The sequence below is a fragment of the Dialister hominis genome (assembly GCF_007164725.1).
Lineage (GTDB): Bacteria > Bacillota > Negativicutes > Veillonellales > Dialisteraceae > Dialister > Dialister hominis.
In genome coordinates this window covers 1,961,049-1,975,935 of sequence record NZ_AP019697.1, presented here as the reverse complement: position 1 = coordinate 1,975,935, position 14,887 = coordinate 1,961,049, and the positions used below count along the sequence as shown (strand labels likewise).

Here is a 14,887-nt window from a genome sequence, read left to right as displayed (position 1 = left end):
GACACGCTTCTCTCTTTGGGAACGACCGTAGGTTACAACGATAACATGGTTACCGTCGGCGCCTCCTTCAAAGTCGGTGAAAGAGGAAATGTAAAGAAGGTCTACCCAGGTGAAGCAGCCAAAGAACTGACAAGCCTCAAGAAACACGTCGCTGAACAGGACAAGAAACTGGTCTCCCAGGATCAGAGAATCGGCCAGCTCGAAACCATGCTCAAAGAACAGAAGGAAATCAACGAAAAACAGCAGCAGATCATCGCAAAACTTGCCGCGAAAGTCGGCGTATAAAATAATAAAAAGCCTGACTCTGAACAAAGGAAAAGCAGAAAAGCCTCCCAAGTGCGCGGGAGGCTTTTTTGTGTGGAATTTCATTTCGGAAGGCTCGTGGAAATCAAAACTCAGTACATCGCAGTAACATGGCGGTACGTGCCGGTGCGGAAGGTTTTGCCCTGCCTCAGCGGGGAAGGGCGGTCAGCCTATCATTTAACTGTTGCTGACGAAAGGGGTGCAGTATTCATTGGTTTTTATAAAAGGTTCATCGAGCAGAGCGAGGTTGTGCGGTTTTAGCATTTTATATGAAAAAGATGAAAAACCATACAGCCGGCTTGCAGCCTGGGAGATGAACCACCTCATAAAAACCGCAAAACCAGCCTGGCGGCTGATGGAACTACATCTCATTCGTCAGCTACGCTGCCACCTTCTCCTTTCGGAGCAAGGTTAACACCCTTAAACCTCGCTTCGCTCGTGGAAATGCATTTTCCTCCATCTTCCTCTCCCATTCCCAATATCGTTTGCTTTTTTCATAGCTCTGTGATTTCTTCTATCAATCCCTCTCATTTCATAGGTTGCAGGATATACACGAGTTTTAGTCGATGGTATTCACCTAAATGAAAATGGGGACTTTGATCTGATTTTTTGATAAAGTCCGGTAAAGACGGGGCTAAGAGGCATAGACTTTACGCGAAATGTCTGATTCTAATTGATATTTTGATAAAAATGATTCGGTACTCTTATTTTTAAAAGAGCCTATATAGAATATGCTGCATTTAGGAATATCAAGGAAATATTTCAAACTATAACGGGAATACTGGCTTTTATTCTAAAACATAATTTTAAAATAGATTTAAAAGGCAACGTCATTTTGATAAAGCCGTATACTTTCTGACTGTTTATCCAGAATAAATTCAAACAAAATAATTCGATTTTTGACTTTATTGAGAATGGGAATTTTATTTCTAACATGCGTATTCTTGCATGGAAATGATGAAAAAAGGGGAGATTTAAATCAAATATTAATGTATGGTATATCATATTGACTGCTTTTGTAAAGAAAATGTATACTTAGTATCAACGAAGCGTCAAGACATGGCCTTGCTGCTTATCCCGGGGGAAGGCGGCAGGGGCGGGCCGTGTCATGCAAGGACGCGCCGACTGTTTCCTGCCAGCGGGTTTCGTTAGTCAGAAGGAGAACATCCACAAATCGTCCGCGGCGTGCATCGGGGGATGCGCCGCGCGGGGGACGGTTCCTGCAGAATGAGAGCGGCTGTCATGGAAGCTCTTGTTCTATGCAGCGGATGGAAGATGACATGATGAAATGGCGAAAGCTCATTTCTTGAAATAGAAAAACTGGTACAGGGAATGAGTCCAATGAATCCAGCGGCGATCCCCGCTGGATTTGAAGGGCATTCTATAAAGTCCATCCCTATCTACCGGGCGGGGTCTTCGCTTCACTTCCCTTCTCGAGGGCGGAGACGCGGCCGGGAGAACCTCCCCCAGGGCTGGGCAGCAAAGGTGCCTGCAACACACCTTAAAAAGGACTTCCTACGCCTGCGGAAGTCCTTTTTACATGGAGGCTCTTTTGAATCCCTGCACATGCGTTTTAGTTATTTTGTTAACATCGCACATTCAAACACCTTGACAAAAGAGTCCTGTTACTATTAAATAATAGAAAGAAATAAAGTAGATATATGGAACCGGAGCGATGCTTCGGCATATTTTTTTACCCATAAGGTTGACAATAATAACAATGCAAGTTGACAAAGGAGACCGTAAATGTTGTACAGTGTGAAGATGCGTTCGAGCCTGGGCGGGACCCATGGCAAGGGCGGGCGCCACATTTCTGGAGCGGAGCGGATTGTTTCTGAGGATCTGGTGGATGAGACGGTGATTTCCATGATGCGCCGTGCAAGGGAGCATGAGAGAGGATGCGCGGATTTCATTCAGGTGAAGGTGGAAGAGGTGCCGGATGCGGCGGTTTCGTACTGCCTGATGCTTCCGCTTTACCAGATCGACACGAGCGAGAAGTCCGAGGGACACAGGGCAGCGGAGGCTGAGCTCATCCGCGCGGGTGTTTCTCCTTTGGCGGCCAGGCGGGGCATCGCTTCTCTGGAAGCACTGGAAGACAGCATGAGGGGCGCAATCGTGATGGATGCGGAGACGGGCGAAAGGCTCGATGGCCGCGGAGAGCGCGGGGTCCGCTGCAGCAATATGGACAGCGCTGACACGGCTGAGTATGAAGCAAAGATGCGCGGCAAGGGTCTTGGCGGCGATCATCCGCGTGAAGCGCTTGTCCTGGCATCGAAGGTGGCTCACGGACCCGGCACGGTAGCCGAGCTTTGCTGGTCGGATGATCCGGACTATGTGACGGGCTACGTCGGCTCGCCGCTTCACGGCTATGGCCGCATTACGGTGATGAAGGACAAGGGCGACCCGGTCGGCGGGCGCGTTTTCTTCGTGAAGCACGGGACAGATGTTGCTCTTTATGAAGACTATATGCAGAATCAGACGGTATTGGTGAGGTTATCAAATGAAACTTGAAAATATGGGAAAGGTGCTGGATGAAATCCGCGAAGGTGGGCGCTTCCGCAAAGTGCAGGATCTCCGCATGGTGACGGCGTCGAAGGGCGTCCGCCGCGACGGTTCGGAGTGCATTGTCTTTAATTCGAATGATTACCTTGGCATGACGCATGAACAGGAGGTCCAGGAAGCGGCCAGGGATGCCGTACGCTGGGGCACGGGCTCGGGCGGCGCGCGTCTGACATCGGGTGCTGTCTTTGAACTCTCGGATCTGGAAAAGGAGCTCGCTTCCTTCAAGCATGCGGAAGATGCCGTCATTTTCAATACAGGCTACATGACAAACCTGGGCGTCCTCTATGCCCTCGGCGGCAAGGACGATATCATTTTCTCGGACGCACTGAACCATGCTTCCATTGTCGACGGATGCAGGATTTCCCGCGCCCGCACGGTCATTTATCCGCATTCGGATATGGCTGCTCTGGAAGAACTTCTGAAGAATACGCCTGTGAGCGGGCAGCGTTTCATCGTGACAGACGGGGTGTTCTCGATGGACGGGGACATCGCGCCGGTCCCGGACCTGATCCGCCTTAAGGAAAAATACAATGCCTGCCTCATCGTCGATGATGCGCACGGCGTCGGCGTGATCGGCGAGACGGGAAGAGGCTCTGCGGAGCATTTCCACGTCTCTGGCATAGATATCCAGGTGGGGACGCTGTCCAAGGCGCTCGGTGCTGAGGGCGGCTATGCAGCTGCTTCAAGGGAAATCTGCGATTACCTGAGGAACGTTTCAAGGCCGTTCATTTTCTCTACGTCCATCTCAGCCGTGACCGGGATGACGGCGCTGGCAGCTTTACGCCTTCTGGAGCGCGAGCCGGAGCGCTTCGTGGGACGCTTGATGGAGAATACCCGGTACATGAAGGAGAAGCTGGCAGAAGCGGGGATTCCCGTAGAACCAAGCGACACTCCGATCATTCCCATCATACTGAGCGAAGAGGAAAAGACGCTCGCATACGCCTCCCGATGCATTGAGGAAGGCATCCTTCTCTCTGCTATCCGTCCGCCGACGGTGCCCGCCGGGACGAGCCGCATCCGCCTGACCGTGACCGCGGCTCACACGAAAGAAGAACTGGACCGCGCCGTTGCGGTCATGAAAGCGCATTTCCCCCTGCCCTAGCCATCGAAAGGAGCACCTTATGACCGTGACAGGAGAGAGACAATGGATCGTGGATATCTGTGAGACAGCGATGCTCGCCGTTCTCATAGCCGTCAGCGGAGTCTTCCGCATCCCGGGCCTTGTCCCGGGGACGGAGTTCCAGCTCTCAGCCCCGATTGCCGTCGCCATCTGTGGCGTCTTTGGATTTAAGAAATACCTGATTGCAGGGATCCTCGCATCCCTCTTAAGCATGACGATGGGGACCGCGACCATCCTGAACGTCGCCGTCGCCATGACATTCCGCGTCGTCGTCGGCCTTGTATGGCTGGCGCTTGGAGACAGCCGCGTATTCTACGTGATTTCCGGTCCCGTGGGAAGCGCCGCTGCCCGCGTCCTCATGTACTTCCTCCTGGGGAAGGGGCTTGAAGTCATGCTCATCGCAGCCGCTCCTGGCATGATCTATACCGCCGCTACCGCATGGCTCTTCGGGAAAATCTTCATGCGCTGTCGCCTGGAAAGACGATAAATACAGTAATGCACAGTACTTCCATTTCTGTAAGGGAAAAAGCAAAAGGGATGGGTAATTTTCATGCTATCTTTACGCTTTGACAAAAAAGAATTTGCCGAAACGCCGGATAGACAGTAAAATGGGGAAAGAATTCCCCCCAAGGAGGCAAATTATGATTACACCAATGGACATCCATAATAAGCAGTTCACGAAAGCCACCGTCCGTGGTTACAGCGAAGAGGAAGTCAATGATTTCCTGAACCAGATCGTCGCTGACTACGAACGCATTTACCGTGAACACCGCGAAATGGAAGAAAAACTTGACCAGATGAAAGCAAAACTGGCCAATTATGAAAAGATCTCCGAAACAATGACTGCCACCCTGCAGCTCGCCAAAGACACCGCTGAAAACGTGAAGAAGAACGCGCGCAGAAACGCAGACATCCTCATCGCCAACGCCAAGGCCGACAGCGAAAAGCAGATCAAAGACGCGCAGGACTACCGCCGCACCCTCATTCACAACATGATGCAGACCGAAGGCAACATGAAATCCTACGTAGGCAAGATCAGAAAAGACCTCGAACTCGCCCTCGCAGCAATCGATGAACTCGACCGCATGAAAGCCCCCCTCGGCGACGGCGCAGCACAGGAATCCTTCGCAGAAGCTGAAACAGAAGCAGCGGAAGACGAAGAAAAATAAAATCAATCAAAAAAGACCGCAGAGATGTGGTCTTTTTTTGATGGTGAGGGCGGGGGAAGCTCTTGCCGTTGGATCCGCTCTTTTTTTAGGTTCTTCACGCTTTCTTGTGGGATAAAAATAATAACATATAAAATTGGCATTGAAAAAGAGCATTATCTACTCCAAAATGTAAGTTGCCTAAAACTACGCACGGAGGTCGAATAATGCTCTTTTATTACCATAATGAAATCACTTTTAATTGTCAATATTATCGCACAGAAAATATCACTAACCATCCAAATCCTCATTGCCATACCCGAGTTACCAGTCTACGGACTGCCAGAGATTTTTCCTGTCCGCACTGTCACTCCCGTATGTATAGTTATGGGGCTTTTTCTGTACTCATCAAGGATTTTCCAGATCTTCCTAAGCAAAAGAAGTATATAGAGTTCTCGGGGCACAGATTTCGCTGCACATCCTGCGGGGAGACCATAACGGAAGATATCCCCTGCCAATGCCCTTTCACACGCGTTACTGGGGATATGGCCTTGTGGATTATCCATCTGCTTAAGTGTCATACATCCATTTCTGCCATTTCGGCCATGCTCTCTGTACATTGGAGTACCATACAGAAAATACAAAAGCATATCATGGATAAGGCGTTGGCTGCCTTTGAAACCTGCCTGAAGAAAAGTAACTATCGCCCACGGTATTTGGCCGTAGATGAGTTCGCTATCCATAAGGGCCATCGCTATGCCACCTGCGTTATGGATTTGGAAACGGGATTCATCTTGTGGGCCGGCCTGGGCCGCTCCATGGCAGATTTTGAGCACTTCTTTAAGAGCATTGGCCTTTCGCTTCTTTCCAGGCTAAAAGCGGTGGCCATGGATATGAACGCATCCTTTAACAGGCTGTTCCAGAAATATTGTCCGAAGGCCCCCATCGTTTATGACCGGTACCATATGCAGGCACAGTTTGGGCGTGATGTTATGGGAGCCGTGCGCCTGGAGGAAGCACAAAAGCATAGGCAGGAAGCAGAAGCATTAAAGGAATATACGAAAGAAACTAATAATCCAGAGCTCCAGAAGATGTCCAGGGAAAAGAGCCATGAAGAAAGGAAGCTTTATACCGAATTGAAGAAATCCCGATGGATACTGTTAAAGAAGGACGACCACCTGAATGAAAGGCAGAAAACTCATCTGTTGGATATCCTGAGCGAGCATAGGGCTTTGGCGATTTGTTATGCCATGAAGCAGGAGATGACTCATCTGTTCACATTGACTGACTATGAAGAAGCTCTCGCCGGATAAACAAAATGGATTCAGGCTGGACTGGAGAGCGGGATTCCTGCCCTGGTAAAGTTTGCCCGGCAAAAGTAGAAGCGAATCAAGGGACTGGCTGCTCATGCCCTGTATCCTATCAATACGGGGAAGCTTGAAGGATTCAATAATAAGATCAAGGTACTAAAAAGAATCGGATATGGGTACCGAAACATGGATTATTTCTTTACCCTTATCCGATTCCATTCTTTACCTAAAAATTATTCATCCCCCAAATTTCCGTGAAGAGCCTAAAAAATGCTGTGAAATCGAATCGTGATTTCACAGCATTTTTCTATTTCTCCCCTGCTTCCCGGATCTTTGCGAGGAAGGCTTCTGCCGGGGCGGAGAGGATCTGATGTTTTTTCCAGACGAGGGAAAGGGGCGAGGTGAGGGGACGGAAGGCGAAGGGATCATCCTTATCCATGAGAAGGCCCCATGTGTCATGGTTTGGAAGAGGGAGGGAGTAGTACCTCTCGGTATTTTCCGCGCCCATGAGGACGGCGAAATCAAGAAGGCCCTTGTCGAGGCGGTCCATGACGATTTCTCCGTTTCCGCTGAAGAAATGGGGAATGATCAGCGGGTGCTCATCCTGCAGAACTTTCAGTGCATCTGTCACAAAGGACAGCGCTTTGCTTTCCCCGCAGCCGAGGGAAAGATCGCCGCTTACTGTCTTCTCGCCAAGGGAACGGAATTCCTTCTCCGTGATCTCAGCCAAGCCCACGATTTCCTCAGCCCGCTGCCGGAGGAGCAGTCCTTCGCGCGTTAAAGACAGCTCGCGCCCGCCTCTTGAAAAGAGCGTCTGCCCGAGTTCTTCTTCAAGCTCTCTGATCTGGCGGGAAAGCGTCGGCTGCGTCAGGTGCAGCGCCCGCGCCGCCCTCGTCACGCTTCCTTCCTGCGCGACGGCAAGAAAATAACGGAGTACACGGGTTTCCAAAATATCAGATCCTTTTCGCCAAAAGACTAACACAAAAGGAGCTGTGAATGACGATCACTCGTTTTCACGGCTCCTTTCTTCGATTTCTTATTTCGTCTTCACGTACCTTGGAAGTTCTTCGACGGGTACGGTGTGGAGGAAGCCTTCTCCGATTCTCTTGAGGAGTGTCAGCTGGATTTTTCCTTCGGTGATGCGTTTGTCCTTGTACATCTGGGCGGTGAGGATTTCATCCGGGATGTTGACAGTCGTCGGAAGGGAGAGGGATTTCAGGACGTATTCGAGGCGTTCTGAGGTGCCCTGCTCGGTGAGGCCCAGGAGTTCGGAGCGGCGGGTCATGAGGTTCATGCCGATGGCTGTGGCTTCGCCGTGGGTGATCTTGGCATCGTCATAGCGGTAGCAGCGTTCGATAGCGCCTCCGATGGTATGGCCGAAGTCAAGGATGCGGCGTTCACCTTTCGCGCCCGGGTCGATTTCTACATAGTGGGCTTTGATGGCTACGCATCTCTGGATGATTTCCGGAAGGACGCGGAGGATGTCCATGTCAGAGCCTGCTTTTTCGAAGAGTTCGAAGAGGTCCTTGTCAGCGACGCAGCCCAGTTTCACAGCTTCGCCAAGTCCGTTGTGGAGGTAGCGGCGCGGGAGGGATTTCGCCATGGAGGGGTCGATGTAGACGGCAGCAGGCTGGTAGAACATGCCTACGAGGTTCTTGCCGGCTGTGATGTCCAGGGTGACCTTTCCGCCGATGGCGCTTCCGATCTGCGAGAGGACGGATGTCGGGAACTGGATGTAGCGCACGCCCCTGTGCCAGGTGGCTGCGGCAAATCCGGTGACGTCGCCGACGATGCGGCCGCCCAATGCGATCAGGATGTCGTCATTTCCAAGGCCGAAGTCTGCCAGCGCTCCGTAGATGCTGTTGACGATCGGAAGGGAGCGGGATTTTTCCGTCCCCGGCACGACGATCATTTTCGCCTTGATGCCTGCTTTTTCCAGTGAGCTGACGAGACGCATGCCGTACAGCTTGTCGATGGTGTCTTCTGTGATGACGGCTGCTTTTTCAGCGCCGGTCAGGTCCGCGATGGCGGAGCCTGCTTTGTCGATCAGTCCGCTTTCAATGTGGACGTCGTAGGAATCGCTTCCCAGATTGATGTGGATTTTTTCCATAATCCGTTCCTCCTTCAAGTACGCTCTCTTTGCTTTCATTATAGCATGAAGAAAGAAAAAACGCCCATGAAATTGGCGTAAATGCTGTGCCATATTAGGCCATATCGGCGAGGATCCTGTCCCAGCCGCGGGCTTTGAGTTTCCTCATGAAATAGATTGCGCAGGTGGCGCGGATCATCTGGTCGAGGACGAGTGCCATCCATACGCCGGTGAGGCCGAGGCCGAAGCCGTAGAGGAAGAGGCCGGTCATAATCGGGCGCAGAAGTGTCACGGAGAAGAAGGAGTAAGCAGCGACTTCCGCTGTCCTTCCGCTGCCGCGCAGGATGGAGGATCCGATGACGCCGTAGGCTTCCGGGAAGGAAACGAAGGCTACGAAGATCATGATGATGGAAGCGGCTTCAGGCGCGATGCCGTCGCCGGAATAGATGGTGAAGATTTCATTCCTGAAAATGAGCGTCAGGACGAAGACGGCGCAGGACATGTAGAAGGAAAGGCGCATGCCGCTCTTCTTGTATGCTTTCCAGTCTTCTTCGCTGCCGCGGCCGCAGGACTGTCCGGCGGTGACCATGCTTGCCTTGCCGAAGCCTGTGATGAAGTCCCAGTAAATGTCGCAGATATTCATGCAGACGCTGTGGATGGCAAAGGGGATGGGGCCAAGGCCTGCCGCCATGCGGGAGAAGATGACCATGCCGGCTCTTTCGCTGCCCTGCTCGCTAAGGATGCTGCCGAAGATTGGAAGTATCTGGCGGAAATAATCCTTGTCAGGGACATAGGAGCTTTCGGCGAAGAATCCGTCGCCCCTAAGGATTGCCGCTGTCGCAATGAGGGTGAAGAGGGTGGCAAAGACGGTGCCGATTGCGGCTCCGGCGACGCCCATCGCAGGGACGGGGCCGATGCCGAAGATCAGGATGAAGCTCAGGATGACGTTGATGATATTTCCTGCCACATTCGTCTTCATGATGACAGCCGTCTTGCCATAGCCAAGCTGCACGGCCTGGAGGATCAGCGTCAGTGAAGTGAAGTATGTCGCAATGAGGGCCGGGACGCTGTAGTCCATGGCCAGGGAAATGTAATCAGGGGTCGCTCCCATAAGGTAAAGGATATCTTCCAGGAAAAGGAAGAAAAGGATGTGGAGCATGCCGAGGAGCAGGGCGCAGACGGTGAGGGATTTCTTCATGATGGAAGAAGCCGCCTCTTTTCCTGCTTCGTCTGCCTTTCTCGAAACAAGGAGCGTCACCGAGGAGGCCAGCGACCTTGAGAAGCAGAGGAGTACGAGCCTTGGCTGGGCGAAGATGCTGACCGCTGCGATCGGGAAAGCTCCGAGCGTGCCGACCATGATGAGGTCCGTCGAGGCGAGAAGGATCATGAAGAGCCCTTCGAAGGCGGCCGGCAGTGCGATTTTCAAATAGGATTTATCGTAAGAATTGGTCATAAGATTCTCGCTTCTTTTTGCATTTCTGACAAAAAGCCCGGTCTCTTTTGTGAAATCGGGCAATTCGTTCTAGTTGTATTCTATCTTAAATGAGAAACTTTTTCAATCTAAAACGGTCGATATACACCGACGAGAACTCACCGTCCCGTAGGAAACATTTCGTTCAGGAAATGAATTTCCATGCCTTGCACGGCATATGACAAATATTTCATGCGATTTATGCATACTATTTGACAGAGTTTCTGAAATCAGCCTATACTAAACCAACATCTAAGAAGGGAGGGGTCATCATGAGACAGGCAGCTATGGCAGCAGCATACGTTTATTACCGCGGTTATTACTTTACCCGCGGCTATTTAGCGTACCCGTCTCATGAGCCATAACCCTACCCTTTACCGGACGATCAGGACAGACTCAGGAGAGCCTGTCCTTTTTTTATTACCCGGAAGCAGGATGGAAGCATAGAGCAAGACCAAAGAAACCGCAGTAGCGGATGGAGCGCCCAAGGGGCAAGGAGGATTATTATGATTATCGTTATGAAGGAAAACACACCGGCACTGGAAATTGAACGTATGGTGAAATCTCTCGAGGACAGAGGATTCCAGATCGACAAGAGCACCGGGTCAAGAAAAGTCGTACTGGGACTTGTGGGAGACACATCGGCCCTCGATGAAAGGGATTTCATGGGCCACGAATGGGTCGACCGCGTCATGCGCGTGCAGGAGCCGTACAAGAGAGCGAGCCGCGCTTTCCATCCGGAGGACACGATCGTCGATGTCTCCGGCGTCAAGGTCGGCGGAAAGAAGCTCGTCGTCATGGCAGGACCGTGCTCGATTGAAACGCCCGATCAGATCCACGGCATTGCCAAAGAAGTGAAGAAATCCGGCGCAGCTATCCTTCGCGGCGGCGCATTCAAGCCGAGAACGTCCCCGTACTCTTTCCAGGGACTTGGCGAAAAGGGGCTCGACCTTCTTCTCTCGGCCGCCCGCGACAATGACCTTCCGGTCGTCACCGAGCTCATGAGCGCAGACAAGATCGGCACTTTCCTTGAAAAGAAGATCGACCTCATCCAGATTGGTGCGAGAAACATGCAGAACTTCGACCTTCTGAAAGCCGTCGGCCGTCTGAATGTGCCGGTCCTCCTGAAGAGAGGCATGTCCGCCACGATTGAGGAATGGCTGATGAGCGCCGAATACATCATGAGCGAGGGCAACCACAATGTCATCCTCTGCGAAAGAGGCATCCGCACCTTCGAAAAGGCGACAAGAAATACGCTTGACCTTTCCGCCATCGCCGCCGTCAAGCGCATGAGCCACCTGCCGATCATCGTCGATCCAAGCCATGCGACGGGCAAGAGATGGATGGTCGAATCCATGGCCATGGCAGCCATTGCAGCCGGCGCGGACGGCATCATGTGCGAAGTCCACAACGATCCGGAAAATGCATGGTGCGACGGCGCTGAATCCATCACGCCGGAGACCTTCGACCACATGATGAAGAAGCTCCGCGAGATCGCACCGATCGTCGGACGCGAACTGTAAGAAGGAAATCCGCAGTATATATAGTATAAAAATAAATATAGAAGCAGAGCAGAACAGGAAAAAATACTATTTCCACGGATTTTCATTTTCGTATACAATAGAGTAAGAATCAGTGAATTTCATAGTCAGGCAGAAAGAAAAGGGAGAATATGAGTACAAGTGACTTCAGCAAGATTACCGTCGGCGTCATCGGGCTGGGCCTTATGGGAGGTTCTTTCGCCAAACGGTTCAAGGAAATCGGAAACAGGGTCATCGGAATCAACCGCACGAAGAGTGCGGAAGAGGAAGCCCTCCGGATGGGAATCATCGATTCCGCAGATCCTAAGGATCTCAAAGAGTGCAGGATCGTCGTCTCCTGCACGCCGGAGAAAGCGACGAAAGCATTTCTGGAAGAGAATCTTTCTCTTCTTGCCAGGGATGCCATCCTGACCGACATCGCAGGCGTCAAGGACGGCTTTGCAGACATCGCAGAGTCTTTGATCCTTCCGACGCAGGATTTCATTTCCGGCCACCCCATGTGCGGCAGGGAAGGCGCAGGCCTTTCGCAGGCATCGGCAGATATTTTCAAGGGCGCGAATTACATCGTGATCCCGAGGAAATCAAACAGGAAGGAAAATGTCGCACTCATCGAAGAGATGATCAGGGCGCTGGGCTGCGCGCATGCACCGGCCGTGACGGCCCATGAGCATGATGAAATCATCGCATACACGAGCGACCTGCCCCACGCGGCGGCAGCGGCTCTGATGAACAGCGCCTCCTACAGGAAGGACACGAACCGTTTCACCGGCGGATCCTTCAGGGACGAGACGCGCGTGGCAGATATCAATGAAGAACTCTGGACATCGCTTTTCCTGTCGAACAGGGAAAATGTCCTTACGGAAATAGAACGATTCGAGGCGGCGCTTGAAACGCTCAGGCGTGCCATCGAAGAGAAGAATGAAGACAGCATACGGACCTTCCTTTCGGAAGCGGGCCGGAGAAGAAGGGAATGGGACAGCCATGGCAGTAGTGAATATGGATCTCGGGAAAGAATCGTACAAGATTGAAATCGAAAGAGGGCTTCTCCCTCATATCGGGGAAAAGATCAGGAAACTGACAAAGGCGCAGAAGATCGCCGTCATCACGGATAACCATGTCCAGGCGATTTACGGGGACAAGATCCGCGAATCTCTGCAGCAGGGCGATTTCCACGTGCGCATCATTGAAATGCCGGCCGGCGAGGAGAATAAGAATATCCACGTCCTGGAAGGCGTCTACAATGAGCTCTGCGACTTCAACCTTTCAAGGGACGATGCAATCGTCACCTTCTCGGGCGGCGTCCCGGGCGACCTTGGCGGATTTGCGGCGGCTTCCTACATGAGAGGCGTGCCCTTCTTCCAGGTGCCGACGACGATTCTTGCGCAGATCGACAGCTCGGTCGGCGGAAAAGTCGCCATCGACCTTCCCGGCGGCAAGAATCTGGCGGGTGCTTTCTACCAGCCAAAGGGTGTCTTCATCGACCCCGACCTCCTCGATACGCTTCCCACGCGCTACGTCCATGACGGCCTCGCAGAAGCCCTGAAGTACGGATGCATCGGCGATCCTGAGCTCTTTGAGCTTCTGGAAAATATCGGAAGCGAGGAAGATCTCCGGAATCATATGGAAGAAATCATCCTGAGGAGCGTCCTTCAGAAGAAGAAATTCGTCGAGGAAGACCGCTACGACAATGGCAGCCGTCAGATGCTGAACTTCGGCCACACGATCGGCCATGCCATTGAAAGGTATTTCAACTACTCGACCTACACCCACGGCGAAGGCGTTGCCATCGGCATGTGCCTTCTGACTGAGCAGACGGAGCGGCTGGGCATCACGGAAAAGGGAACGGCAGAACGCGTCATCCGCGCCGTCCATCATCTCTCCCTTCCGACTTCGATCGCCGTTCCCGCTCTGGAACTCATCCCGCAGATCATGCATGACAAGAAGCGGCGCGGCGGAGAAATCACCCTCGTCGTACTGGATAAGATCGGAAAAGCTCACCTTCTCAAAGTGAAGACGAGCGAGCTTGATAAATACATCGTCACAGAATAGCAGGTGCATCATGATTATCAAAATCACACCGCAGACATTGGACGGCACGATCCACGTTCCCGCGTCAAAGAGCATGACGCACAGGGAACTCATCGCCTCCGCGCTTGCCAAAGGTTCGTCGACTCTTCGGAACGTCACCATGTCCAAGGACATCGAAGCGACCATCCGCATCCTACGCCAGTTCGGCGCTGTCATCGATGTGGAAAAGGGAGAGAAGGAAACCCTTATCCATGTCACGGGCGGCCTCAAAAAGCAGGAAGGGACGATCATCGCCGATGCCGGCGAATCAGGCTCGACGCTTCGTTTCCTCATCCCGATCGGCATTTATTCAGGAAACCGCGTCCAGTGGACCGGACACGGACGCCTGTCTGAAAGACCGCTCACGCCTTACTACGACCTTTTCGATGAAAAAGGCATTGCGTACCAGGCTGAATCCGGCGGACTGCCTCTCACCGTTGAAGGAAAATGGGAAGGTGGCCTTTTCGAGCTCCCGGGAAATGTGAGTTCGCAGTTCTTCACGGGCATCCTCTTTATCCTTCCGCTCCTTGCAGGAGGCTCCGCTTTGGAAAGCACGACCGAGGTCGAATCGGAAGGCTACATCAATATGACGATCGACACGATGCGGAAGAGAAATATCGCGCTGACGCTCCGCCGGGCAGGCCATTATGAAGTCTTCGGCCCGCAGGAGTACGAAGCGGCTGACACGGCGGTAGAAGGCGACTACTCGCAGGCCGCTTTCTGGCTCGCAGCCGGGCTTTCCGGAGGAACGGTCAAGCTGACAGGGCTCACAAGAAATTCCCGTCAGGGCGACCGTGCCATCCTGGATATTTTGATCCGCATGAATGCGTTCCTAGCTTTTGAGCATGACGACATCATTGCCGTCGAGAGCCAGACAGAGGGAACGGTGATCGATGCCAGGGACTGCCCGGACCTCGTGCCCGTTCTGGCCGCGCTGGCTTCCGTCAGCAAAGGAAAGACGGAAATCGTCAATGCAGCCCGCGTCCGCCTGAAGGAATCCGACCGGCTCCATGCGATGGCCGTCGAGCTGAATAAGATCGGCGCGAAGGTGGAAGAAACAAAGGACGGCCTTATCATCGAAGGCGTGCCGGCCCTTACCGGCGGCACCGTTTCCTCCTGGAACGACCACCGCATCGCCATGGCGCTTGCTGCCATCTCGCCTCGCTGCAAAGATTCGCTCATCATTGAAGGCGCCGAAGTTGTCGCCAAGTCGTACCCGGGCTTCTGGGACGATTTTGCCTCGATTTCCCGCATTCCGCCTGAAGTCATCAAAGAATAA

General features: G+C 52.6%; 12 protein-coding genes and 1 pseudogene. 10 read left to right on the top strand and 3 right to left on the bottom strand.

Annotated elements, in window-relative coordinates:
* Positions 1-15: 15 nt before the first annotated feature.
* From Dia5BBH33_RS09175 to Dia5BBH33_RS09150, 6 genes and pseudogenes are all read left to right on the top strand, one after another.
* Positions 16-285 (top strand): hypothetical protein, encoded by a 270-nt coding sequence (locus tag Dia5BBH33_RS09175; protein ID WP_143332855.1) that lies wholly within the window; start codon positions 16-18, stop codon positions 283-285.
* A gap of 1,764 nt (positions 286-2,049) precedes the next feature.
* Positions 2,050-2,814 (top strand): 6-carboxyhexanoate--CoA ligase, encoded by a 765-nt coding sequence (locus Dia5BBH33_RS09170; protein WP_108850467.1) that lies wholly within the window; start codon positions 2,050-2,052, stop codon positions 2,812-2,814.
* Positions 2,804-3,967: an 8-amino-7-oxononanoate synthase gene (gene bioF / locus Dia5BBH33_RS09165; protein WP_143332854.1), complete on the top strand. Its 1,164-nt coding sequence runs from the start codon at positions 2,804-2,806 to the stop codon at positions 3,965-3,967. The genes Dia5BBH33_RS09170 and bioF overlap by 11 nt, the downstream gene beginning before the upstream one ends.
* A gap of 19 nt (positions 3,968-3,986) precedes the next feature.
* Positions 3,987-4,472, top strand: a complete 486-nt coding sequence (locus tag Dia5BBH33_RS09160) for a hypothetical protein (RefSeq protein ID WP_143332853.1) — start codon at positions 3,987-3,989, stop codon at positions 4,470-4,472.
* A gap of 154 nt (positions 4,473-4,626) precedes the next feature.
* Entirely contained in the window at positions 4,627-5,154 is a 528-nt protein-coding gene (locus tag Dia5BBH33_RS09155; RefSeq protein WP_022382865.1) for a DivIVA domain-containing protein, read from the top strand.
* 203 nt (positions 5,155-5,357) lie between these two features.
* A pseudogene (locus Dia5BBH33_RS09150) lies at positions 5,358-6,698 on the top strand (ISL3 family transposase).
* 49 nt (positions 6,699-6,747) lie between these two features.
* Here the strand turns inward: Dia5BBH33_RS09150 and Dia5BBH33_RS09140 are convergent.
* From Dia5BBH33_RS09140 to Dia5BBH33_RS09130, 3 genes are all read right to left on the bottom strand, one after another.
* Complete coding sequence (locus Dia5BBH33_RS09140; protein ID WP_108850472.1) at positions 6,748-7,389, bottom strand: LysR family transcriptional regulator; 642 nt, start codon at positions 7,387-7,389, stop codon at positions 6,748-6,750.
* An 87-nt stretch (positions 7,390-7,476) separates the two neighbouring features.
* A complete protein-coding gene (locus tag Dia5BBH33_RS09135) occupies positions 7,477-8,550 on the bottom strand; it encodes a 3-dehydroquinate synthase family protein (protein WP_108850473.1) in 1,074 nt (357 codons plus the stop codon).
* Between the two features lie 94 nt (positions 8,551-8,644).
* A complete protein-coding gene (locus tag Dia5BBH33_RS09130) occupies positions 8,645-9,982 on the bottom strand; it encodes an MATE family efflux transporter (RefSeq protein ID WP_143332851.1) in 1,338 nt (445 codons plus the stop codon).
* Between the two features lie 524 nt (positions 9,983-10,506).
* Here Dia5BBH33_RS09130 and aroF point away from each other — a divergent pair.
* The 4 genes from aroF (at position 10,507) to aroA (ending at position 14,887) form a co-directional block, all read left to right on the top strand.
* On the top strand, positions 10,507-11,523 hold the full coding sequence (aroF, locus tag Dia5BBH33_RS09125) for a 3-deoxy-7-phosphoheptulonate synthase (RefSeq protein ID WP_108850474.1): 1,017 nt from the start codon (positions 10,507-10,509) through the stop codon (positions 11,521-11,523).
* Between the two features lie 149 nt (positions 11,524-11,672).
* The gene (locus Dia5BBH33_RS09120; RefSeq protein WP_143332850.1) at positions 11,673-12,569 is read left to right on the top strand and encodes a prephenate dehydrogenase; all 897 of its coding nucleotides are present in this window, start codon (positions 11,673-11,675) and stop codon (positions 12,567-12,569) included.
* A complete protein-coding gene (gene aroB, locus Dia5BBH33_RS09115) occupies positions 12,523-13,590 on the top strand; it encodes a 3-dehydroquinate synthase (protein ID WP_143332849.1) in 1,068 nt (355 codons plus the stop codon). Before Dia5BBH33_RS09120 ends, aroB begins: the two co-directional genes overlap by 47 nt.
* 10 nt (positions 13,591-13,600) lie before the next feature.
* Complete coding sequence (aroA, locus tag Dia5BBH33_RS09110) at positions 13,601-14,887, top strand: 3-phosphoshikimate 1-carboxyvinyltransferase (RefSeq protein ID WP_143332848.1); 1,287 nt, start codon at positions 13,601-13,603, stop codon at positions 14,885-14,887.

Coding starts and splice junctions, on each gene's coding strand:
- Dia5BBH33_RS09170 (WP_108850467.1), top strand. CDS start 2,050: ATGTTGTACAGTGTGAAGATGCGTTCGAGCCTGGGCGGGACCCATGGC.
- bioF (WP_143332854.1), top strand. CDS start 2,804: ATGAAACTTGAAAATATGGGAAAGGTGCTGGATGAAATCCGCGAAGGT.
- Dia5BBH33_RS09160 (WP_143332853.1), top strand. CDS start 3,987: ATGACCGTGACAGGAGAGAGACAATGGATCGTGGATATCTGTGAGACA.
- Dia5BBH33_RS09155 (WP_022382865.1), top strand. CDS start 4,627: ATGATTACACCAATGGACATCCATAATAAGCAGTTCACGAAAGCCACC.
- Dia5BBH33_RS09135 (WP_108850473.1), bottom strand. CDS start 8,550: ATGGAAAAAATCCACATCAATCTGGGAAGCGATTCCTACGACGTCCAC.
- Dia5BBH33_RS09130 (WP_143332851.1), bottom strand. CDS start 9,982: ATGACCAATTCTTACGATAAATCCTATTTGAAAATCGCACTGCCGGCC.
- aroF (WP_108850474.1), top strand. CDS start 10,507: ATGATTATCGTTATGAAGGAAAACACACCGGCACTGGAAATTGAACGT.
- Dia5BBH33_RS09120 (WP_143332850.1), top strand. CDS start 11,673: ATGAGTACAAGTGACTTCAGCAAGATTACCGTCGGCGTCATCGGGCTG.
- aroB (WP_143332849.1), top strand. CDS start 12,523: ATGGCAGTAGTGAATATGGATCTCGGGAAAGAATCGTACAAGATTGAA.
- aroA (WP_143332848.1), top strand. CDS start 13,601: ATGATTATCAAAATCACACCGCAGACATTGGACGGCACGATCCACGTT.